Annotated in this window: 17 protein-coding genes; 3 read left to right on the plus strand and 14 right to left on the minus strand. The window is 65.4% G+C overall.

The annotated features are described in order from the left end of the window. Positions 1 to 11: 11 nt before the first annotated feature. Positions 12 to 1,508, plus strand: a complete 1,497-nt coding sequence (locus ACP15I_RS05985; RefSeq protein ID WP_424974343.1) for an NAD(P)(+) transhydrogenase (Re/Si-specific) subunit beta — start codon at positions 12 to 14, stop codon at positions 1,506 to 1,508. A 161-nt stretch (positions 1,509 to 1,669) separates the two neighbouring features. After that, positions 1,670 to 3,115, plus strand: coding sequence for a xylulokinase (gene xylB, locus ACP15I_RS05990; RefSeq protein ID WP_424974344.1), 1,446 nt, complete (start codon positions 1,670 to 1,672; stop codon positions 3,113 to 3,115). A 20-nt stretch (positions 3,116 to 3,135) separates the two neighbouring features. Here the strand turns inward: xylB and ACP15I_RS05995 are convergent, their stop codons facing one another. From ACP15I_RS05995 to ACP15I_RS06060, 14 genes are all read right to left on the minus strand, one after another. After that, positions 3,136 to 4,023: a dimethyl sulfoxide reductase anchor subunit family protein gene (locus tag ACP15I_RS05995; protein ID WP_424974345.1), complete on the minus strand. Its 888-nt coding sequence runs from the start codon at positions 4,021 to 4,023 to the stop codon at positions 3,136 to 3,138. Positions 4,024 to 4,026: 3 nt separating this feature from the next. Beyond that, positions 4,027 to 4,773, minus strand: a complete 747-nt coding sequence (locus tag ACP15I_RS06000) for a 4Fe-4S dicluster domain-containing protein (protein WP_424974347.1) — start codon at positions 4,771 to 4,773, stop codon at positions 4,027 to 4,029. 82 nt (positions 4,774 to 4,855) lie between these two features. After that, on the minus strand, positions 4,856 to 7,627 hold the full coding sequence (locus ACP15I_RS06005; RefSeq protein ID WP_424974349.1) for a molybdopterin oxidoreductase family protein: 2,772 nt from the start codon (positions 7,625 to 7,627) through the stop codon (positions 4,856 to 4,858). After that, positions 7,624 to 9,531, minus strand: coding sequence for a beta-galactosidase (locus ACP15I_RS06010; RefSeq protein ID WP_424974350.1), 1,908 nt, complete (start codon positions 9,529 to 9,531; stop codon positions 7,624 to 7,626). The genes ACP15I_RS06005 and ACP15I_RS06010 overlap by 4 nt, the downstream gene beginning before the upstream one ends. Further along, positions 9,528 to 10,388 carry an SMP-30/gluconolactonase/LRE family protein gene (locus tag ACP15I_RS06015; protein ID WP_424974351.1) on the minus strand — a complete coding sequence of 287 codons (861 nt, stop codon included), beginning with the start codon at positions 10,386 to 10,388 and terminating at the stop codon, positions 9,528 to 9,530. Before ACP15I_RS06015 ends, ACP15I_RS06010 begins: the two co-directional genes overlap by 4 nt. Next, positions 10,385 to 10,990: a 2-dehydro-3-deoxy-6-phosphogalactonate aldolase gene (locus tag ACP15I_RS06020; RefSeq protein ID WP_424974352.1), complete on the minus strand. Its 606-nt coding sequence runs from the start codon at positions 10,988 to 10,990 to the stop codon at positions 10,385 to 10,387. The genes ACP15I_RS06015 and ACP15I_RS06020 overlap by 4 nt, the downstream gene beginning before the upstream one ends. Continuing rightward, positions 10,987 to 11,883 carry a 2-dehydro-3-deoxygalactonokinase gene (locus ACP15I_RS06025; RefSeq protein WP_424974353.1) on the minus strand — a complete coding sequence of 299 codons (897 nt, stop codon included), beginning with the start codon at positions 11,881 to 11,883 and terminating at the stop codon, positions 10,987 to 10,989. The genes ACP15I_RS06020 and ACP15I_RS06025 overlap by 4 nt, the downstream gene beginning before the upstream one ends. Further along, complete coding sequence (locus tag ACP15I_RS06030; RefSeq protein ID WP_424974354.1) at positions 11,880 to 12,644, minus strand: SDR family NAD(P)-dependent oxidoreductase; 765 nt, start codon at positions 12,642 to 12,644, stop codon at positions 11,880 to 11,882. The genes ACP15I_RS06025 and ACP15I_RS06030 overlap by 4 nt, the downstream gene beginning before the upstream one ends. Next, a complete protein-coding gene (locus ACP15I_RS06035) occupies positions 12,644 to 14,353 on the minus strand; it encodes an IlvD/Edd family dehydratase (RefSeq protein WP_424974355.1) in 1,710 nt (569 codons plus the stop codon). Before ACP15I_RS06035 ends, ACP15I_RS06030 begins: the two co-directional genes overlap by 1 nt. Before the next feature lie 148 nt (positions 14,354 to 14,501). Continuing rightward, positions 14,502 to 15,842 carry an alpha-glucosidase/alpha-galactosidase gene (locus ACP15I_RS06040; RefSeq protein WP_424974356.1) on the minus strand — a complete coding sequence of 447 codons (1,341 nt, stop codon included), beginning with the start codon at positions 15,840 to 15,842 and terminating at the stop codon, positions 14,502 to 14,504. Continuing rightward, positions 15,839 to 16,687: a carbohydrate ABC transporter permease gene (locus ACP15I_RS06045; RefSeq protein ID WP_424974357.1), complete on the minus strand. Its 849-nt coding sequence runs from the start codon at positions 16,685 to 16,687 to the stop codon at positions 15,839 to 15,841. Before ACP15I_RS06045 ends, ACP15I_RS06040 begins: the two co-directional genes overlap by 4 nt. Position 16,688: 1 nt before the next feature. Then, positions 16,689 to 17,051, minus strand: coding sequence for an MmcQ/YjbR family DNA-binding protein (locus ACP15I_RS06050; protein ID WP_424974358.1), 363 nt, complete (start codon positions 17,049 to 17,051; stop codon positions 16,689 to 16,691). Next, positions 17,051 to 17,992 carry a carbohydrate ABC transporter permease gene (locus ACP15I_RS06055; protein WP_424967820.1) on the minus strand — a complete coding sequence of 314 codons (942 nt, stop codon included), beginning with the start codon at positions 17,990 to 17,992 and terminating at the stop codon, positions 17,051 to 17,053. The genes ACP15I_RS06050 and ACP15I_RS06055 overlap by 1 nt, the downstream gene beginning before the upstream one ends. A 360-nt stretch (positions 17,993 to 18,352) precedes the next feature. Further along, positions 18,353 to 19,594 (minus strand): ABC transporter substrate-binding protein, encoded by a 1,242-nt coding sequence (locus ACP15I_RS06060; protein ID WP_424974359.1) that lies wholly within the window; start codon positions 19,592 to 19,594, stop codon positions 18,353 to 18,355. A gap of 140 nt (positions 19,595 to 19,734) precedes the next feature. Here ACP15I_RS06060 and ACP15I_RS06065 point away from each other — a divergent pair, with 140 nt between their 5' ends. After that, the gene (locus tag ACP15I_RS06065; protein WP_424974360.1) at positions 19,735 to 20,532 is read left to right on the plus strand and encodes an IclR family transcriptional regulator; all 798 of its coding nucleotides are present in this window, start codon (positions 19,735 to 19,737) and stop codon (positions 20,530 to 20,532) included. Positions 20,533 to 20,535: the final 3 nt, after the last annotated feature.

The following is a 20,535-nucleotide window of genomic DNA, read 5'->3' on the forward strand; positions in this document are numbered from 1 at the left end:
AGCTCCGGACTATGGAATTCGGATTTACGATTGCGGCCTACGCGGTTGCAGCAGTTCTTTTCATCCTGTCTCTGGGTGGTCTGAGCGGACAAGAGAGCGCCAAGCGCGCTGTATGGTATGGCATCGCGGGCATGGCGCTGGCGGTTGTGGCGACGATCACGGGCCCCGGTCAGGGGCTGGCCTGGGCCTCGATCATCCTGATCGCGCTCGGCGCGGCTGTCGGTTATCAGCTCGCCACCAAGGTGCAGATGACGCAGATGCCCGAGCTTGTGGCGATCATGCACTCGCTCGTTGGTCTCGCGGCGGTCTTTGTGGGCTTCAACGCCGACCTGATGATCAATGACATCGCGGCGATCTACGAGGCCAATGGCCAGGTGCTCGGCGCGGTGGGTGCGGATGGCTACACGGCCATCGGTCTGCCCAAGGAGATCACCGACGGCCTGTCCTCTTTCGGCAAGCTCATCGCCAAGAAATCCGGCGTCGAGATCGGCATTCTCCGGGTCGAGCTGGTGCTCGGCATCTGGATCGGCGCCGTGACCTTCACCGGCTCCGTGATTGCCTATGGCAAACTGGCGGGCAAGGTGAACTCCGCCGCCAAGCAGCTGCCCGGTGGGCATATGCTGAACGCGGCAGCGGCGGCAGGCTCGCTGGTGCTGACGGCGATGTATCTGGGTGGCGCAGGCAGCTGGACGCTGGTTCTGCTGACGCTGCTGGCGCTCTTCATCGGCTATCACCTGATCATGGGGATCGGCGGCGCGGACATGCCCGTGGTGGTCTCGATGCTCAACAGCTACTCCGGCTGGGCGGCTGCGGCGATCGGCTTCTCGCTGGGCAATGACCTGCTGATCGTGGTCGGCGCGCTGGTGGGCTCCTCCGGTGCGATCCTGTCCTACATCATGTGCAAGGCCATGAACCGGGCCTTTGTCAGCGTGATCCTCGGTGGCTTCGGCGGTGCCGGTGGCCCGCAGATGGAGGTCGAGGGCGAGCAGGTGGCGATCGATGCCGATGGTGTGGCGACGGCACTGAACGAAGCCGACAGCATCATCATCATCCCCGGCTACGGTATGGCCGTTGCGCAAGCGCAGCAGACCGTTGCCGAGCTGACCCGCAAGCTGCGCGGGCAAGGCAAGGATGTGCGCTTTGCGATCCACCCGGTGGCGGGCCGTCTGCCCGGGCACATGAACGTGCTGCTGGCCGAGGCGAAGGTGCCCTATGACATCGTGATGGAGATGGACGAGATCAATGATGACTTCCCGGAGACGGATGTGGCCATCGTGATCGGGTCGAATGACATCGTGAACCCTGCCGCACAAGAGGATCCGAATTCCCCGATTGCCGGGATGCCGGTTCTGGAATGCTGGAAGGCAAAGCAGGTCTTCGTCTCCAAGCGGGGGCAGGGCACCGGTTATTCGGGCATCGAGAACCCGCTCTTCTACAAGGAGAACACGCGGATGTTCTACGGCGATGCGAAGGCGAGCTTCGACAAGCTGCTGCCGCTCATCGACTGATTGACGCCGACATCAGATCTGGAAAAGGCCCGCCCTGCGCGGGCCTTTTTCGTTGCGGCAACGGGCACGCGCCCGTACCCAAGAGAGACCGCAGCGGGCGGGGCGCGACGGCGCGGTCCACATGTGGACCGCGCTTGGCGGCGGCGGAAAGGGAGGAGCCCATGTATCTCGGTCTCGATATTGGCACATCGGCGGTCAAGGCGCTGATTTGGGACGGGCAGGCTGTCTGCGGAACGGCCAGTGCCCCGTTGCAGGTGGCCACACCGACGCCCGGGGCCAGCGAGCAGGATCCCGAGGATTGGTGGCGCGCGGTCTGCCAGGCTTGCGCCGATCTCAAAGGGCAATCGGGCTGGGACGCGATCAGCGCCATCGGCCTTTCGGGCCAGATGCATGGGGCGGTTTGTCTTGGCGCCGACGGGGCGGTCCTGCGCCCCGCCATGCTCTGGAATGACAACCGTGCGGAGACCGAGAGCGCGGCCATGGCCGAGGCCCTGCCGGGGATTGGCGCTCGGGCCGGAGTGCCGCCCATGCCGGGCTTTACCGCCCCCAAGCTCGCCTGGCTGGCACGGGCCGAGCCCGAGACCCATCGCGCGACCGCGATGGTGCTGCAGGCCAAGGACTGGCTGGGCTACCGGCTCCATGGTGGGTTCGTCTCCGAGATGTCCGAGGCCGCAGGCACGCTCTGGCTCGATCAGGCGGCACGGGACTGGGATGACGCCGCGCTGGCCTTCAGCGGGCTCACCCGCGCCCAGGTCCCTGAGTTGGCCGAGGGCACCGCACCCGCCGGAGAGCTGTCACGCGACGCCGCAAGAGCGCTGGGTCTCCGCCCGGGCCTGCCGGTCATCCGAGGCGGTGGCGATGCCATGGCGGGCGCCGTGGGGGTGGGCGTGGTGCAGCCGGGCCGCGCGATGATCTCGCTGGGCACGTCCGGTCAGTACTTGCTCGCCAGTGATCGGCACGCGCCGAACCCGGAACGCCTGCTGCACAGTTTCGCCCATTGCCTGCCGGGCGGATACATCCAGATGGCGGCCATGCTCAACGGGGCGGCCCCCATGGCCTGGCTCGCCCGGGCGTTGGGGCGCGAGCTGCCAGACCTGCTTGCGGCCGCTCAGACCGCGGATCCGCGCCACACACCGCTTTTCCTGCCTTACCTGACCGGCGAGCGGACGCCCCATGGCGACCCGAGCGCCCGAGCGGGGTTCCAGGGGCTCAGCCACGGGACCGGGCCGGGGGAAATGATGCGCGCCGTGATCGACGCCATCGCCTATAGCTTTGCCGATGCGCAGGACGCGCTGACCGAGGCCGGGCTGAGCGCGGACGCGCCGCTGGCCATTGGTGGCGGGGCGCGCAGTGATCTGGTGCTGCAGACTCTGGCCGATGTACTGGGCGTGGCCCTGCGGCGACCAGCCGGGGCCGATCAGGGCCCGGCCCTGGGGGCGGCCAAGCTCGCGGCACTGGGCATCGGGGCTACCGCGTTCTCGGATCTGGCGACCCCGCCCAAGATCGGTGCGGTCTTCACACCGCGCGCCGATCTGCGCCACGCGGACCGGTTGCCCCGCTTCCGGGCGCTCTATACCGGGTTGAAGGAGGTCTGCGCGCGGCCCTGACCGGGCCACGCCGTTGGGGCTCAGGCCGGGCTGGCGGCGTTCTGATCCCGTCCGTAATAGAGCCCGACCACATGCTCGGCTTCGGCAAAAAAGAGCCAGCGCGCCACCAGAACCCCGGCGAAATGGGAGATCACGGCGAGCCCGACCACCAGATGCTTGTCATTCAGCAGGATGAGCACCAGCGGCAGCACCGCCATCAGACCCAGGGCAATCACGCGCAGCTTCAGAGCATGCTTGCGACCGACCTCATAGACCATCTCGCGCATCAGGTAATTGCCGCCCGTATGGGGCGGCTCGAAGGCGCGGACCTGGGTGCCGAGGCCCGTGGCGCTGGACAGGGTCGTGGCGCCGCCGGAGAAGCCCTTGTCGCCGTGCAGCCACGCCCAGACCTGCACGGCCCCAATGGCGGCCAGCAGCCAGAGCGCCGTGGTGATATGCCCGGCCAGAAGCGCCCCGCCCCCGAGACTCAGCAGCCCGAAGAGGACCGGCGTGGCCGGCTGGTTCCAGCGCGGCACGGTTTTGAGCTGGGTATAGATCATCGCCGTGGCGAGCACTGTCGCCAGACAAAGCGCCGCGCCGAGCAGCCCGAGAAAGGCAGGCTGGTAGCCAAGAAACACCGCCGCCGCCGCGTGGAGCCCCATGATCGTCAGCGCGCCCACGGCCAGCACGGCCTCGCGGCTGAGCCAGCTTGTTTTCCACTGGGTGAAGGCGCGCCAGGCCCGTTGCGGGTTGCCCAGATGGAAGGTCGAGGCAATCAGCCCGCCCACTGACAGCGCGAAGGCAAGCGCGTAATAGACGAACCCGACCCAGCCCACCGCCTTGGGAATGCCGAGCCCGAGCCAGATCAGCAGGCCAAAGCCGATGCCAGACAGAGAGGTGAAGAGAATGACAGATTTTGCGGGATGCATGGCTCAGATCCGATCCAGAGTGCGGTCGAGCCAGCCCAGAAAGCCCGTGGGCTCGGTCGCGACCGGTTCGAGATAGGGGGCGAGCACGTCAAATTCCGGCACATCATCCTTGGGACGGGGCGGCAGGTACTTGTTGACGGGCTTGGTGCCCTGCTCGGGCATCAGGTCCATGCCACCGCGCTCGGCGACCAGCCGGCTGACATCGCTCTCCGGATCGCCCAAATCGCCGAAATGACGCGCACCGGCCGGGCAGGTGCGGACGCAAGCGGGCTGGCGGTCTTCTTCGGGCAGGGCCTCGTTATAGATCCGGTCAACGCAGAGGGTGCATTTCTTCATCACACCCGCGGCCGCATCCATCTCGCGCGCGCCGTACGGGCAGGCCCATGCGCAAAGCCCGCAGCCGATACAGGCATCCTCATTGACCAGCACGATTCCGTCCTCAGCGCGTTTGTAGCTGGCTCCGGTCGGGCAGACGGTCACGCAGGGCGCATCCTCGCAATGCAGGCAGGATTTCGGGAAGTGGATCAGCTGGGCCGGGCCTGCCTCGGGCGTGACCTCGTAGCTGTGGACGCGGTTGAGGAAGGTGCCCGTGGGCTCGGCGCCGTATGGGTCCTGATCGCTGAGCGGTGCGCCATAGCCCTGATCGTTCCAGCCCTTGCAGGCGACCACGCAGGCGTGGCAGCCCACGCAGGTATCGAGGTCAATGACGAGGCCGAGCTTCTTTTCGGTGCTGGCGGGAAGCTCGGTCATGGAGCGCTCCTTGGCTGGCGGCAGGATATGGGGGGCCAGCCCCCCAGACCCCCCGGGATATTTGGGGACTTAAGCTTGGGGGTCATGAGCGGGCTCCGAGCGGCGGGAAGCTGGGCTGGCTTGCGGGCTGGGTGCCGGTTTTGGCGATGTTGACCCGCAGGTCGAACCAGGCGGCCTGGCCGGTGACCGGGTCGGAGTTCGACCAGCGCATCCCGTCCGAGCGTGCTGGAAGCAGTTCCGAGATCAGGTGGTTGAGCAGGAAGCCCTTGGTGGCTTCGGGCGCGTCCTTGTCGAGGCCCCAGGCGCCCTTGCGTTTGCCGATCGCGTTCCAGGTCCAGACGGTTTTCGGGTTCAGCGCGGCCATCAGGGCCACCGGGATGGTGATCTGGCCGTGTCGCGAGGTCAGGGTGGCCCAGTCGCCTTCGGCAAAGCCGTGCTCCTCCCAGACGGCGCTGGGGACGTAGAGCGGGTTGACCCCATGGATCTGGCGCAGCCAGGCGTTCTGCGAGCCCCAGGAGTGGTACATGGCCATGGGGCGCTGGGTCAGGGCGTGGAGGGGGAACTCGTCCGTGCGGGCATCGGTGCTCTCGTACCAGATGGGCAGGGGGGAGAGTTTCTCTTTGATCTGCGCGCGCAGGTGGTCCGGGGGTTGGCGGTCCCCATGGCCTTCGGCGGCCAGCTGGAACCGGCGCAGGGGTTCGGACCAGAGGTTGAAGATATAGGGCTGGGGCTTGTCGTAAAAGGCCATCTCGACTGCCCAGTCCTGATAGGCGCTGTTCCAGGGCTTGTAATAGCGGGCCTCTTCGGGGACCTCGGCCTCCCAGAAGCCGCCATTGTCGATATAGCGCTGGAGCTGGTCGGGGTTCGGTGCGCCGCGCCCCTCCGCATCGCCATTGCCGCGAAAACCCGAGAGCGGGCCGACGCCCGGGCGGCGTTCATGGTTCACCATGTAATCGGCATAATCCGCATAGAGCTGCTTGCCATCGCCGTCGACGAAGCCAGGCAGGCAGAGCCGTGCGCCAAGCTCCACCAGCACGGATTGGAAGCCGCGCACATCGCGGTCGGGCTCCACCACGGGCCAGCGGATCGCATCGGCCACCGCGTCGGGTTCGCAGATCGGGCGGTCGAGCAGCGAGATGCAGTCATGCCGTTCGAGATAGGTCGTGTCCGGGAAGATCAGGTCCGCGTAGGAGACCATTTCGGAATCGTAGCTGTCCGCATAGATGATATGCGGGATCTTGTAGTCGCCATTCTCATCCGTATCGGTGAGCATCGCCATGGTCTCGGCGGTGTTCATGGACGAATTCCACGCCATGTTCGCCATGTACATGAAGAGCGTGTCGACCTTGTAGGGATCCCCCGCATGGGCGTTCGAGATCACCATATGCATCAGCCCGTGCGCCGACATCGGGTTGTCCCAGGAGAACGCTTTGTCGATCCGTGCCGGGCTGCCATCGGGTTTCAGGCAGAGGTCGTCGGGCCCGTGCACGAAGCCCAGATGCGGACCATCGAGCGGCGCGCCGGGGGTCACCTTGCAATGGGGTTTGGGATGCGCCTCGGGCGGTTTGGGGTAGGGCGGTTTGAAGCGGAAGCCGCCGGGGACCTCCACCGTGCCGAGCAGGATCTGCAAGAGGTGCAGCGCCCGGGCGGTCTGGAAGCCGTTGCCATGGGCGGAGATGCCGCGCATGGAATGCATGGCCACCGGGCGGCCTTGCATCTTGGCATGTCTGTTTCCGCGGAAATCGGTCCAGGGGATGTCGAGCTCAAACGCCTCGTCAAAGGCGGTGCGCGCCAGTTCGGCGGCCAGGCCCCGGATCCGGTCGGCAGAGATCCCGCAGCGCTCGGCCACGGCCTCGGGGGCGTAGTCTTCGCTGAGATATTTCTCGGCGATATGCTGGATCACCGGGCGGTGGCTGACCCCGGCATGACGGTGCGAGCCAGCGAGGTCCGGTTGCACGCCTTTTGTGTCGAAGGGGACGGGCTTGCCAGTGGCGCGGTCCAGAATCAGGAGCTTGCCGTCCTCGTCCCGCAGCAGCAGTCCATGCTCGGGGCTGGCGGGGTCTTCGTTCACCAGCACAGGGGCGTTGGTGAAGGCGGCGAGATAGTCGAGATCGATCCGCCCCGCGCGCAACAGGCAGTGGATCAGCGACAGGATCAGCAGGCCATCCGTGCCGGGCGTGATCCCGTACCAGTCATCGGCAACGGCGTTATAGCCTGTGCGGATCGGGTTGATGCCGATCACCTTGGCGCCGCGCGCCTTCAGCTTGCCGATCCCGATCTTGATCGGGTTGCTGTCATGGTCCTCGGCCACCCCGAACAGCAGGAACATCTTGGTATGCTCCCAATCCGGGGAGCCGAACTCCCAGAACGCGCCGCCCATGGTGTAGATCCCCGCCGCAGCCATGTTGACCGAGCAGAACCCGCCATGGGCCGCGTAATTCGGCGTGCCGAAGTTTTGCGCAAAGAAGCTGGTGAAGCTTTGCGACTGGTCGCGCCCGGTGAAGAAGGCAAGCTTCTCCGGGGCCTCCTCGCGCAGGGGGGTGAGCCAATCCGTGGCGGTCTGCAGCGCCTCCTCCCAGGAGATTTCCTCGAACTGGCCCGAGCCGCGCGGGCCGACGCGTTTCAGCGGTGCGCGCAGGCGCGAGGGGGCAGTGTGCTGCTTGATGCCCGCCGAACCCTTGGCGCAGAGCACGCCCTTGTTCACCGGATGGGCGCGGTTGCCCTCGATATAGGCGACCTTTCCGTCCTTGAGATGCACGTTGATCCCGCAGCGGCAGGCGCACATGTAACAGGTGGTTTGCCGCATCTCGTCAAAACGCGGGGTGGGAATCTCGGGTGCGACATTTTTGTTCATGAGGCCAATTTCCACAGCAGGCCCGCCGGGGGCAAGTGGTCGTCTTCGAAAATACGGGTTTCGGGGGAATAATTTACCACCAGCCGGTGGGGTCCCATCGCGCGCTGTCGCACGCCTTCGGGCATTTCGGTGGTATTGATGCCTGCCTGTGCACAAAGATCTCGCAGGATCCGGGAGAGGGCCTCCGGGTCCGGCCAGGCGGCCAGATAGCTCTGGCGATCCGCGCTCAGCAGCACCGGCGCGCCGTCCTCGGTCGTGATCCGGGGCGGGATCGGGCTTTCGATCGCCTCGATCCAGCGTTCGGCCTGACCGCCCCCGGTCAGAGCACGCCCCGCGCCGGGGGGCAGGCTTTCCACATGGGTCACGGTCGCCTCCAGCCCGTTCAGGCCGGGGCCGAGCGGCAGCGCCATGGTCAGCTCCGGCGTTTTGGAGCCTGCGCGTGGGCCGACCAGCACCTGTGCCGGGGTCTCGGCGAGAAAGGCCGTCATCTCGGCGCTGAGGTTGAGCAGGCCCGGGACGAGGATCAGGTCATAGCCCGACAGGCGCGCCGGATCCGCGGGCAGGATATCCACGGACAGGCCCAGTTTCCGCAAGCCCCGATACATCTCGAAACACAGCGAGAAATAATCGAAATCTGCGCCCTGGGGTTGCACCTCCCAGGCCCATTGGGACGGGTAGTTAAAGACCAGTGCCACGGGCGCGCGCGACATCCGCGCCTCGGGCAGGGCGGCGATCTCCTCGGCCACCTGACGCGCCTCAACGAGGCCCAGGGCCTCGGCATCATCGGCGCGCAGAAGGCCCGCATGCATCTGCTCCTGCGCGAAGGGGGCCTGCCGCCAGCGGAAATAGCACACGGCCTCGGCCCCATGGGCAAAGGCTTCGTGGGACCAGAGCCGCACCATCCCGGGCAGAGGAGCGGGGTTCCACGGGGCCCAGTTCACCGGGCCGGGCTGTTGTTCCATGATCCACCAGCGTCCGTCCTGCCCGACCCCGCGATAGAGGTCGTGGTGGAAGGCCTGAAAATCCGGATCCCCCTGGCGAAGATAGGTCGCCTTATGGGCCGCATCGCCTTCAACGCGGTCCATCAGGAAGCCCATCGGATAGCTGTCCCAGCTCGCGATCTCCAGATCCGCGCCAAGGTCATGGTGATCGAACTCGGTGACCCGGCCCATATAGTTGTGGATCAGCGGCGCATCCGTGAGCGTGCGCAGGGCCTCGACCTGCGCGCGGTTGAAGGCCACGACCATGTCCGAGGCAAAACGACGGAACGCCATGGCGTGAGAGGGGTTCGGCTCGGTCACGGTCAGGTTCGGCAACTCGATTTGGTCGAAGCTGTCATAGTCCATGGACCAGAACACATTGCCCCAGGCCCGGTTCAGCGCCTCTGTTGATTGATAGCGCTGCGCCAGCCAGTCGCGGAACCCGTCCCGCGCGGCGGGTGAGTAGCTGAGCGTGGTGTCGTGACAGCCGTATTCATTGTCGATCTGCCAGGCCACCACACGCGGGTCGCGGCCATAGCGTTCGCCCATGATACGGGCGATCCGCGCCGCCTCGGCCCGGTAGCCGAGATGGGCGAAACAGTAATGCCGCCGCGATCCGAACCCGCGCGGGCGGCCCTCGGCATCATGGGCCAGCATGTCCGGATGCTTGTCCAGCATCCAGCGGGGCGGGGTGGCCGTGGGGGTGCCCATCACCACCTCGAGCCCGGCCTCGGCCAGCACCGCAACCGCGCGGTCCAGCCAGTCGAACTGCAGATCCCCGGGGGAGGGCTCCAGCCGGGACCAGGCGAACTCGCCAATCCGGACAAGGGTCAGCCCCGCCGCTTTCATCCGCGCTGCATCGCGCGGCCATTGATCCTCGGGCCAGTGCTCAGGGTAGTAGCACACCCCCAGCTTGCGGCTCACAGGATCACCCGTGGTTCCGGGCGCCCTTGGGCGACCCCATGGGCGGTGAAGACGCAGCCGTTTTCGGGGGCCTCGGCAATCTCTTCGGCCCTGAGCCCCTCACGCGCCGTGGTGATAAAGAGCTGATCCAGTCCGGCCCCGCCAAAGGCAGGGCAGGAGGCATGCTGCCCGGCGCAGTCCACGGCCCGAAGAAACGCGCCCTCGGGGCTGTAGCAGGCCACGCGGGATGCCCCCCATTGGGCAATCCACAGATTGCCCTCCTTATCGGTCACAGCACCGTCCGGGTTCAGCCCTTCGGTGCGCAGATCGACCGCCACCTCTGCCGGGCCATCGGGCCAGCCCTCTGCATCAACGGGCAGGCGCATCACCTGCCGTGTCGGTGTGTCCGTGTAATAGGCGCAGGCCCTGTCCCGGTCGAAACAGATCGCGTTGGAGATCGTGATACCCGGCACAACCCGCCGCAAGGCGCCATCGTGGAAGCGATAGATTGCTCCGGCACCGGGCTCTGCCGCCTTGCCCATGGTCCCGATCCAGAACCCGCCCCAGGGGTCAGCGCGCCCGTCATTGGACCGTGTTGCGGGACTGTCCGCCTCCAGCGGGGCGAGGAACTGGCTCTCGCCCTCGATCAGATCGAAGGTCACCAGCGCGGTTTCCGACGCGATGAGCAACGTATCGCGATCCACCCAACCCGCCGCTGAAACCATCTCGTCGAACGCCCATTCCAAAGGCCCGTCGGCATCCCGCGACAGCATCCGCTGCCCGGTGATGTCGAACCAGAAAAGCTGCTGGCGTTCGGGGTGCCAGAGCGGTCCCTCGCCAAGCGCGCAGGGCCGGTCATCATAGAGCGCCGCGATCACGAGATGGCCGCCCCGTAATAGCGCACGATGCTGAGCGCCTTGAGGTAGACCTGTTCATCCGTGTCGCCGGGCGCATAGAGCGAGCTGCCCAGACCGAACCCCTTGGCGCCCGCCGCGAGCCAGGCCGCGAAATCCGGCCCGTCGATCCCACCCACGGCATAGATGTCCGTGCCCTTCGGCAAAACGGGCACCAGCGCCTTCAAAAGCCCAAGCCCACCCACCGAGGCCGGGAAGAGCTTCAGCCCCGTGGCCCCGGCCCCGAGCGCCGCAAAGCACTCGGTCGGGCTGAACACGCCCGGAAAGCTCAGCATATTCTGCGCGCGGGTCTCGCGGATGACGTCTGTGTCGGCGTTGGGCGAGACGATGATCTGTCCGCCCGCGGCCTTCACATCGCGCACCTCGTCCCGGGTCAGGACCGTGCCCGCCCCGATCAGCGCGCTGTCGCCCAGGGCCTCGACCATGGCCGCGATGCTGTCCAGCGCGTCCGGCGAGTTCAGCGGCACTTCGATCCGGTCGATCCCGGCGCTGACGAGACGCGTCGCCACGGGCACGGCTTCGGGCGGAGTAACGCCGCGCAAAATGGCGATCAGGGGTCTGCTCATGCGGTTTCTCTCAAGCTGGCATAGGCGCTGGCGAGCCCGGCGCGCACCATCTCGGCGCCATCGGCGATCCGGGCGGGCACGGCCTGCGCGTCAAGTGCAGTCTGGTAGGGGGCGGTGACCTTGGGCGCGCCGATCAGCGCCACCTGCTGGCCCAGCCAATAGGGGCGGGCGGCGACAAGCTCCGCCCCGATCAGGAGGCCCGAGAGCCGGGCGCGCGTCGCATCCGGCGCGCTGCCTTCAAGCAAGTCCGTGGCGCGCAGGCCAAAGAGCCGCGCCGCGATCCGTTCGGGCCGGGCCATGCCATCGCTGAGCCCTTCGGCAAAGGCCTCTGCATCCCAGCCGGCATCCGCGAGCGAATGGCGCAGCACCGAATGGCGTGCGAGGGTGAAATAGAGCTCGCCGGTCATGAAGGTCTGGAAGCTGACGACCTCGCCCGCGCTGATATGGGCCCATTTCGTATGGGTGCCCGGCAGGCAGATCACCCCGTCCCAGCCCGGGTTGCGGGCAAGAAACCCGGCAATCTGGGTCTCTTCCCCGCGCATGACATCCGCAGGCTTGGGTTGCTTGAGCCCCGGGATCACATGGACCCGCAGCCGCGGGTCGGCACAGGCGGCGCGCACGGGGGCGGGGCCCAGCGGGGCGCAGGGCACCGCCGCATAGGGCGCTTCGACCCAGCCCTGACGGGAGCCAACCATGCCACAGGCCAGCACATCCGTGGGCCCCTCCAGCCAGTCGCCAATCAACGCCAGCAAGGCGGGCTCGAATCCGGCGCGATTCAGCGTGCCCATGCCCGCATCCGAATGCGCCTCGGCCCGGACCGTCTCCCCGGCCATGCGCCAGGCCCGCAGATGCGAGGTGCCCCAGTCTACTGCGATCCAGCCGGTTTCGTTCATCCTGTCACCACCACGCCACCATCCACGACCATGCATTGTCCGGTCATCATACGGCTGCTGGCCGAGGCAAGAAACAGGGTCGCGCCGACGATATCCTCGGGGGCGAGATGCTCCTTGAGGCAGGCGCGGGACAGATGCGCCTCCAGATCCTCAGGCGTGGCCCACATGTCGAGCTGTTTCCGGGTCAGGACCCAGCCCGGGGCGAGGGCGTTGACCCGGATCCTGTCCGGCCCGAACTCGCGCGCAAGGCTGCGCGAGAGGCCGGTGATACCGGCATTGGCTGTGGTGTAGGCCGGGTAGCCCGCATTCCCCATCATGTAGCTGATCGAGCTGAAATTCACGATGGCCCCGCCGCCCGCCGCCGCCATGCCCGGTGCCACGGCCTGAGCGGCGAAGAAATACGCCTTGAGGTTCACCGACATCATCCAGTCCCAGAACTCGGGCGTAACCTCTGCGGTGCTGTGGCGTTTGTCATTGGCGGCGTTGTTCACGAGGGCGGTGATGGGGCCATGGGCCTCCGCCGACCGGGAGATGGCGGCGCGCAGGCCTTCCGTATCGGTGATGTCGCCTTGAATGAAGAGCGGTGCGCGCCCGTGTTTCGCGGTCATCTCGGCGACGAAATCGCTGGCATCGGAGCGACCGATGAAGGCCACCTGCGCGCCCTGGGCCATGAACCCATCGGTCAGCGCAGCACCAATGCCGGAGCCGCCGCCGGTGATGAAGACGGACGCGCCGTCGAGGTCGGAATAGCTCGCAGTCATCAGTGGCTTTCTCGTGTCACAGGGCGGGTGTCCTGACCCACCAGAAAATCCAGATCCGCGCCCTGATTGGCCTGCAGCACGTGATCCACATAGAGCTTGGCATAGCCGCGCGTGTAATGGGGCGGGTCGGGGGTCCAAGCTGCGCGGCGCGCGGCAAGCTCGGCATCCTCCACCAGCAGGTCAAGCACCCCGTCCTTGGCCGAGATGCGGATCCGGTCGCCGGTCTTCACGAGGGCCAGCGGTCCACCCGCCTGCGCCTCGGGCGCCACATGGAGGATCACGGTACCATAGGCGGTGCCCGACATGCGCGCGTCTGAGACGCGGATCATGTCGCGCACGCCTTCGCGGACGAGCTTGGCCGGGATCGGCATATTCCCCACCTCCGGCATGCCCGGATAGCCCTTGGGGCCGCAGCCCTTGAGCACAAGGATCGTCTCAGACGTCACCGGCAGGTCGTCGCGGTCGATATTGGCTTTCATGTCCTCGATGTTCTCAAACACGAAGGCCTCCCCCTCATGTTCGAGTAGGGCATCCGTGGCCGCCGAGGGTTTCACGATCGCCCCGTCAGGGGCGAGCGATCCGGTCAGAACCCGGAGCCCGGCTGCGGGTTTCACAGGGGCCTCCATCGACCGGATGACATCGCTGTTGAAACACTCTGCTCCCTCCGCATAGGCGGAGATATCCTTGCCCAGCACGGTGGTAGCGGGACGCAGATGGTCCTTGAGCTCCGACAGGACCACGGGCACGCCGCCCGCATAGGCGAAATCCTCCATCAGGTACTGGCCCGAGGGCATGCAGTTCACCAGCAGGGGGATCTCGCCGCCGATCTCGAAATCCTTGAGGCTGAGATCGACATTGGCGCGGCCCGCCAGCGCCAGAAGGTGGACGACCGCATTGGTCGAGCCACCCACGGCGGCATTGGCGAGGATCGCGTTTTCGAAGGCCTCCTTGGTCAGGATCGCGCTGGGGCGCAGGTCTTCCTCGACCATCTCGACGATGCGTTTGCCGGTCAGATGCGCGAGGGCCATGCGTCGCGCATCCACGGCCGGAAGGGCGGCATTGGTGGGCAGGGACAGGCCCATTGCCTCGACCAGCGAAGCCATGGTGGAGGCGGTGCCCATGGTCATGCAAACCCCGGCGGAGCGGGACATGCCGGCTTCGGCATTCATGAAATCGGCCAGTGTCATCTCGCCCGCGCGCACAGCCTCGGAGAACTTCCAGACATCCGTGCCCGATCCGATATCCTGCCCGCGATACTTGCCGTTCAGCATCGGCCCGGCAGAGACGACGATGGAGGGCAGGTCGACCGAGGCCGCGCCCATGAGCTGGCCCGGGGTGGTCTTGTCACAGCCGCCCAGCAGAACGACGCCGTCCATGCCATAGGCGCGGATGGATTCCTCTACATCCATGGCCAGCAGGTTGCGGAACAGCATGGCGGTGGGCTTCATCTGGGTCTCGCCCAGCGACATCACCGGGAACTCGACCGGGAAGCCGCCCGCTTCCCACACGCCGCGCTTGACGCCTTCGGCGAGGGTGCGCAGGCCGTGATTGCACGGTGTCAGCTCGGACCATGTGTTGCAGATCCCGATGACCGGGCGGCCATCGAAGACATGGTCCGGAAAGCCCTGGTTCTTCATCCAGGAGCGGTGAATGAACCCGTCCTTGTCGAGCTTCCCATACCAGGCACGGTTGCGGCGATCAGTGGTCATGGGCACCCCCGTGCGCGGTGCATATATGCACCGCGCGGACCCGCGCAGCTGTGCGTTGCCTGCGGGATGCTGAGCGTCTCGCAAGGGCACCCAGAGCGTCCTGCGCGGTGCACATGTGCACCGCGCCACGTGAGGAAATGATTGGTCATCATGCGGCTTTCTTCGGGCGGGCCCAGTCGGGGATCCAGCTGCCATGGGCGGCAAGCAGATCCGTGACAAGGTTGCGGATCTGGCGCAAGTCCAGTTCCGCGGCGGTGTGCGGATCCATCATCGCGGCATGGTAGATATGCTCGGGTGTCTCATCCAGCAACGCGTGCACCACCAGTTCCTGCACATTGATCTGGGTCCGCATCAACGCCACCAGCTGCGGCGGGATATCCGTCACCGTGCTTGGCTGCACTCCGTTGCTGTCCACCAGACACGGGGTTTCCACCACCGCCCCGAGGGGCAGTTGCGGGGTCTGGCCTGTGTTCTGCAGGTTGCCATAGATCCGGTAGGGCTGGTCCGTGACCATGGCGTTCATGATCTCGGCGGCGAATTCGTGGCTTTTCTCCACCGGGATCGCTGCTGCCCCCGTCAGCCCGGCGGCCTGGGCACGCCAGTCTGCGATCTGCTCGACGCAGCGGGTCGGATACTCATCCAGCGGCACGGCGAACTGCGCAATCAGATCCTCGCGCCCCGCCTTGATGAACCAGGGCACGTATTCGGCAAAATGCTCGGAGCTTTCGGTGCAGAAATAGCCCAGATGATCCATCACCTCATAGCGCACGTTGTTCGCGCAGCGCGGCATCAGAAGCGGCGGTTTGGGCAGCGCCCCCCCCGCATACCCCGCCCGCAACGCAGGATAGAGGTCGCGGCCCCGATGGGTCAGCTCGAGGAAGAATGCCACATGGTTCACCCCGGCGACGCGGTAGCGGATCTCGTCCTGCGGCAGGTCCAGATCATGGGCCAGCTCCTGCACCGTGTTCTGTACCGAATGGCACAAGCCCACGGTCCGCACGTGGGGGTAGCGTTCCGCCAGGGCCCAGGTGTTGATCGCCATGGGGTTCACATATTGCAGCATCACCGCATCCGGGCAGACCTGCGCCATATCCTCGGCCACGGCCCAGAGATGGGGCACCGTGCGCAACCCTCGCATGATCCCGCCGATCCCCAGCGTATCGCCGATGGTCTGGCGCAGACCGTAGGCTTTGGGGATCTCGAAATCCGTCACGGTGCAGGGCTCATACCCGCCGATCTGAAAAGCGGTGACCACGAAATCGGCCCCCTCCAATGCGGCACGGCGATCCGTATGGGTGCTCACGGTCGCGCCCGTGCCCATGGTGCGGATCATCGCCCGCGCCACCAGCTCGCTCTCGGCCAGCCGCGTCGCGTCGATATCCATCAGCGCGAAATGGCCATCCCGCAAAGCCTCGAAATGCAGTGCATCCCCGAGGATGTTTTTCATGAAGATTGTCGAGCCTGCCCCGACAAAGGCGATTTTGGTCATTTCACAGCTCCAAGAGTGAGACCAGCGATGAAGTGTTTCTGCATCAGGAAGAACATGGCCACTGGCGGCAGGGCGGCGATGATGCTGCCTGCGCTCATCATATGATAGGCGGCCGTGTACTGCCCGTTAAAGGAGGTGATCCCGGCGGTGACTGGCTGTGCATCGACTCCTTGGGTCAGCACCACGGCCCAGAAATAGTCGTTCCAGATGAAGGTGAAGATCAGCACCGAGAGCGCCGCAATCGCGGGCTTCATCAGCGGCAGCACCACGAACCAGAAGATCCGCCACTCGGCGATCCCCTCGACCCGCGCAGCCTCGATCAGCTCGAAGGGCAGGGCCCGGATGAAGTTGCGCATGAAGAGCGTGCAGAACCCGGTCTGGAACGCGATGTGAAAGAGCACGAGCCCGGTCTTGGTATTATAGAGCCCCAGATCCAGCGTCAGGTCGCGCACAGGCACCATCAGGATCTGGAAGGGGACGAAATTGCCCGCCACGAACATGAAAAAGATCCACAGGTTTGCCTTGAACTTGTAGATGCCGAGGGCAAAGCCCGTCATGCAGGACAGAGCCACCGCGCCGATCACCGTGGGCACCGTGATCAACACTGAGTTGATCAGGTAGCGGGGCATGTCCGATTCCAGAAAGACCCGGCTGTAGTTTTCCACGAAGCTGATCGAGGAGGGCCAGGTCCAGTAATTGCCCGTGGCGAAATCCCCTGCCGGCTTGATGGAGAAGACCGCTACGGCGATCAGCGGCAAAAGCCAGAAGATCAACGCGACCGGCAGCAGCGTTTTGTAGGCGATTTGCTGACCCCGGGGGGCCGTCTCGATGGGGGCTGGAAACATCTCAGGCTCCTTTCCGGGGGGGCAGGCCGTCGCGCAGGGCCTTGGGCAGCTTGGCGCGGATCAGATCATAGGAGGTCGTGACGCGGTGGATGATCTCCTCCGGGGCGGCATCCTCCGGCAGTCGTACCCAGCTTTTGTGGAAGTAGGGGGCGCGCTCGGCGACCCCGGCCTCGATCAGCATGGACGCGGTCTCTACCGCGTCGCATTTGACCGCCACGCCCGGGTACTTGTGGCCAAAGCAGGCGAACATCTTGCCACCCACCTTCCAGGAGGGGATTTCGTCCTCGGACAGGGCCAGCTCGGCCCCGGGCAGACGCGCGCAGATCGTATCCACGCTGTCGCGGAGAAGGGAGGTGGTCTGCATCACCGTGCCTTCTCTTCGCGGTACATGGAGTAGAGGAAATAGGCGATGAAGCAGAGCATGATGGCAAAGAGCACCACCGCGATGGCCGCGCCATATCCCATGCGGAAGCCATATTCGCTGAGCGCGACTTCGAACATGTAATAGGCCAGCACCCGGCTTGACCCGAAGGGCCCGCCCGCAGTCATCACCGAGATCATGTCGAAGGACCGCAGGGCGCCGATGATCGTCACCACGAAGGCGATGAAGGTCGCCGGGCGCAGCTGCGGGATGATGATGTACCACAGCATCTTCCAACGCTTGGCCCCGTCGAGGCGGCCTGCCTCGATCTGCTCGGGGTCCACGGCGTTGAGGCCCGTCAGGTAGAGGATCATGCAATAGGCCGTCTGCGGCCAGAGCCCCGCTGCGATGATGCCGTAGGTCACGTAGCGCTCATCCCCCAGCACGTTGATCGGCGCGATCCCGACCGAACCCAGCAACGTGTTCAGCAACCCGAAGGTCGGGTCGTAGAACCATGTGAAGACAAGGCCGACGACCACCTGGCTGATGACGAAGGGAAAGAAGAACATCGATTTGTAGAAGCGGATGCCAGTGACCGTCTGGTTCAGAAACAGCGCGATGAACAGCCCGCCGGGGATCGCCAGCAGGTAGAGCACCAACCAGATCACATTGTTCTTCAGCGAGGTGAAGAACGCGTCGCGATCCACGAACTCCCAGTAGAGATCCTCGTAGTTGCGCAGCCCGACATATTCCGGCTGCCCCAGCCCGTCCCATTCATAGAGTGAGACATTGAAGGACTGGAAGATCGGGAAGATCACATAGAGCGCGAAGAACAGGATCCCCGGCGCAAGGAACAGCCAAGGGGTCAGCGCGAACTGGTTGCGGTGAAACCAGGAGCCGCCGCCATTGACGGCACGAACATCGGAAAGGGCTGTCTCGGACATGGCTAAACGCTCGTTTCTGGGGCAAGGGGGGCGGACCCGGTCCGGGTCCGGTCCGTCATCATTCGGGGTTCAAATCTGCATGCGCAACGATGCGGCGTGCCGCGAAGACGGCTCAATTCTGCGGGCATTGAGGTCTCCTTTCCTGAAACCACGGACCGGCGCGGGCCGGGGGCGATGGCGGTTCTGCGCGGTGGCGTCGGCCCGGTACGGGCCGATGTCGCGGCCCTGATACTGCCCTGTGTTCCGGGGGCGGGCCGGTGAGGCGGGGCCGGCACATCCCGACCGCGCCGGTCTTAGTGTCCCCGTGGGTCCGGGGTGCGTCCGCGCCGTCGGGGTTCCCCGACGGCGCTCGGGATCCGCTTAGTAGATCCGCTTGCGCGCGCGCTCGAGCCGGCTCAGGATCCGGTCGATCTCGTCCGGCTTGACCATGAATTCCTGCATGCCTTCCATGGCGACCTTGGCCATCTCGGCCGGGGCGTCCCGGTCAAAGAACTGCGCCAGCGCATAGGCGTTGTTCAGTAGCTCGAACCCTTCGACGATGAATTCGTCATCGGATACGGAGGAGTTCCGGTTCACCGGCAGCTGACCCAGCGTGATGTTCGCTTCTGTCTGCTGCCCCGCCTCGGTGACAAACTTCAGGAACGCCTTCGCGGCGACCTTGTTTTGCGCGGCTGAGGGAATGTGGAACGTATCCGTGGGGGCTTCTTCGGCCATGGGAATGCCGGGTGTGATCTCCGGGAACTGGTGGAAGCCGATCTGATCGTCGGTCAGGCCACCCTTCCGGTAGAGATCGACGGCGAAGTTGCCTTTCACCATCATTGCCGCATCACCCTGGGTGAAGAACGGCACGGATTCCTGCCAGCTATAGGCGGTGTGGTTGTCGATGAACGCGCCCATGTCGATCAGCTCGCGCCAGCGCGCGAAAACGTCTTTGACACGATCATCGGTCCACTCGATCTCGCCATTGGTCAGGGCCATGTGGAACTCGTACCCGTTCTGGCGCAGGTTCAGGTAGTCGAACCAGCCCGCCGCGGTCCACAGCCACTTGGTGCCGATGGAATAGCACTTCAGTCCGGAATCCAGAATGGCCTGGCAGTTCGCCTTGAACTCTTCCCAGGTGTCGGGCTCGCTCAGGCCGAGCTCGTTAAAGATGTCCTCGCGGTAATAGACACCCCACTGGTAGTAGGTATAGGGCACGCCCCACTGCTTGTCGTCGATGGTCATCGCGAGCTTCGTCGAGGCCAGATTGGCCGAAAGCTCCGCATCCCAGACATCCGAAACGTCCTCGAACAGGCCCGCATTCACATAAGGCAACATCCGGTTGCCCGCATACCAGTTCGCCACATCGGGCGGGTTCGCGGTCAGGAAGTTGCGGATCTGCGTCTTGTACTCTTCGCGGTTGATGATCGTCAGATCGACCTCGAGATCCGGATGCATCGCGTCGAAATCGGCGGCAAGCTTTTCCATCGTCGCCCGCGGGGCCGGATCGTGCATGTCCGAGAAGATCACGAGCTTGCCGCTCAGATCCTCGGCAAGGGCTGGCCCGGCCAGAACGGCGGCACAGGCCAGCGTCGCAACGGACGCTTTCAGTGTGGATTGCATGATGTCCTCCCTATGGTCTCATGCGGATTTTAGTTTCAATATTTGAAACCAAGTTTTATATATTGAAATGATGACCTGACGTCGCCTATGCTGTCAACAGGTTTCCGCCGCCAAGAGCGGAGCCAAGGGAGGAGACCCGCATGACCGGAGATGGTACCGTCGGCAAGGCGCTGGCTGTTCTGGACCAAGTGGCCGCATATGGCCGCCCGGTGCGGTTTGGCGAGCTTCTGACCGACAGCGCGTTCCCCAAGGCGACGCTCTATCGCTTCGTCCAGACGCTGACCAATCAGGGCATGTTGCAATATGATCCGGACCGGCAGACCTATGCGCCGGGCATGCGCCTTGTGCGTCTGGCCCATGCGGCCTGGACCCAAAGCTCGCTAGCCCCATTGGCGCGGTCCCATGTGGATGCCCTGAGCGCCGAGCTGGGCGAGACGGTCCATCTCGCGCAGCTCGACAATGCTCAGGTGCTCTATGTGGACAAGCGCAACGCCGCGAAGCCTGTCGAGATGTTCTCGCAGGCGGGCAAGGTCGGGCCGGCCTATTGCACCGGGGTGGGCAAGGCGATGCTTGCCTTCCTGCCGGAGGCCGAGCTGGCGCGAATCATCTCGCAGCAGTCATTCCACCGCTTTACCGAACACACCCATACCAGTGGCGAGAGCCTGCGCCGGGATCTCGCCGAGATCCGCGCCCGGGGCTACGCCTTTGATCGCGAAGAGCATGAACCGGGGATCATCTGCCTTGCGCTGCCGATCCTTGCCGGGGGCGGGCGCGTGCTGGGCGCGTTGTCGATCACGAGCACCACCGCCCGCATGGCGTTGCCCGCCCTCGAGGCGCACGCACCGCTCATTCGCCACGCGGCGGAGCGCATCGCTGCAGACGCGCAGGACTGGCACTTTCCAGGTGCCACCGACGCGCTGCCACATACAGGAACCTGAACG

This window comes from Dinoroseobacter sp. S124A (assembly GCF_049801015.1).
Lineage (GTDB): Bacteria > Pseudomonadota > Alphaproteobacteria > Rhodobacterales > Rhodobacteraceae > Dinoroseobacter.

What these genes read in the sequence shown, in the direction of transcription:
- ACP15I_RS05985 (WP_424974343.1), top strand. Translation starts at nt 12, where the DNA reads ATGGAATTCGGATTTACGATTGCGGCCTACGCGGTTGCAGCAGTTCTT.
- xylB (WP_424974344.1), top strand. Translation starts at nt 1,670, where the DNA reads ATGTATCTCGGTCTCGATATTGGCACATCGGCGGTCAAGGCGCTGATT.
- ACP15I_RS05995 (WP_424974345.1), bottom strand. Translation starts at nt 4,023, where the DNA reads ATGCATCCCGCAAAATCTGTCATTCTCTTCACCTCTCTGTCTGGCATC.
- ACP15I_RS06000 (WP_424974347.1), bottom strand. Translation starts at nt 4,773, where the DNA reads ATGACCGAGCTTCCCGCCAGCACCGAAAAGAAGCTCGGCCTCGTCATT.
- ACP15I_RS06005 (WP_424974349.1), bottom strand. Translation starts at nt 7,627, where the DNA reads ATGAACAAAAATGTCGCACCCGAGATTCCCACCCCGCGTTTTGACGAG.
- ACP15I_RS06020 (WP_424974352.1), bottom strand. Translation starts at nt 10,990, where the DNA reads ATGAGCAGACCCCTGATCGCCATTTTGCGCGGCGTTACTCCGCCCGAA.
- ACP15I_RS06025 (WP_424974353.1), bottom strand. Translation starts at nt 11,883, where the DNA reads ATGAACGAAACCGGCTGGATCGCAGTAGACTGGGGCACCTCGCATCTG.
- ACP15I_RS06030 (WP_424974354.1), bottom strand. Translation starts at nt 12,644, where the DNA reads ATGACTGCGAGCTATTCCGACCTCGACGGCGCGTCCGTCTTCATCACC.
- ACP15I_RS06035 (WP_424974355.1), bottom strand. Translation starts at nt 14,353, where the DNA reads ATGACCACTGATCGCCGCAACCGTGCCTGGTATGGGAAGCTCGACAAG.
- ACP15I_RS06040 (WP_424974356.1), bottom strand. Translation starts at nt 15,842, where the DNA reads ATGACCAAAATCGCCTTTGTCGGGGCAGGCTCGACAATCTTCATGAAA.
- ACP15I_RS06045 (WP_424974357.1), bottom strand. Translation starts at nt 16,687, where the DNA reads ATGTTTCCAGCCCCCATCGAGACGGCCCCCCGGGGTCAGCAAATCGCC.
- ACP15I_RS06050 (WP_424974358.1), bottom strand. Translation starts at nt 17,051, where the DNA reads ATGCAGACCACCTCCCTTCTCCGCGACAGCGTGGATACGATCTGCGCG.
- ACP15I_RS06055 (WP_424967820.1), bottom strand. Translation starts at nt 17,992, where the DNA reads ATGTCCGAGACAGCCCTTTCCGATGTTCGTGCCGTCAATGGCGGCGGC.
- ACP15I_RS06060 (WP_424974359.1), bottom strand. Translation starts at nt 19,594, where the DNA reads ATGCAATCCACACTGAAAGCGTCCGTTGCGACGCTGGCCTGTGCCGCC.
- ACP15I_RS06065 (WP_424974360.1), top strand. Translation starts at nt 19,735, where the DNA reads ATGACCGGAGATGGTACCGTCGGCAAGGCGCTGGCTGTTCTGGACCAA.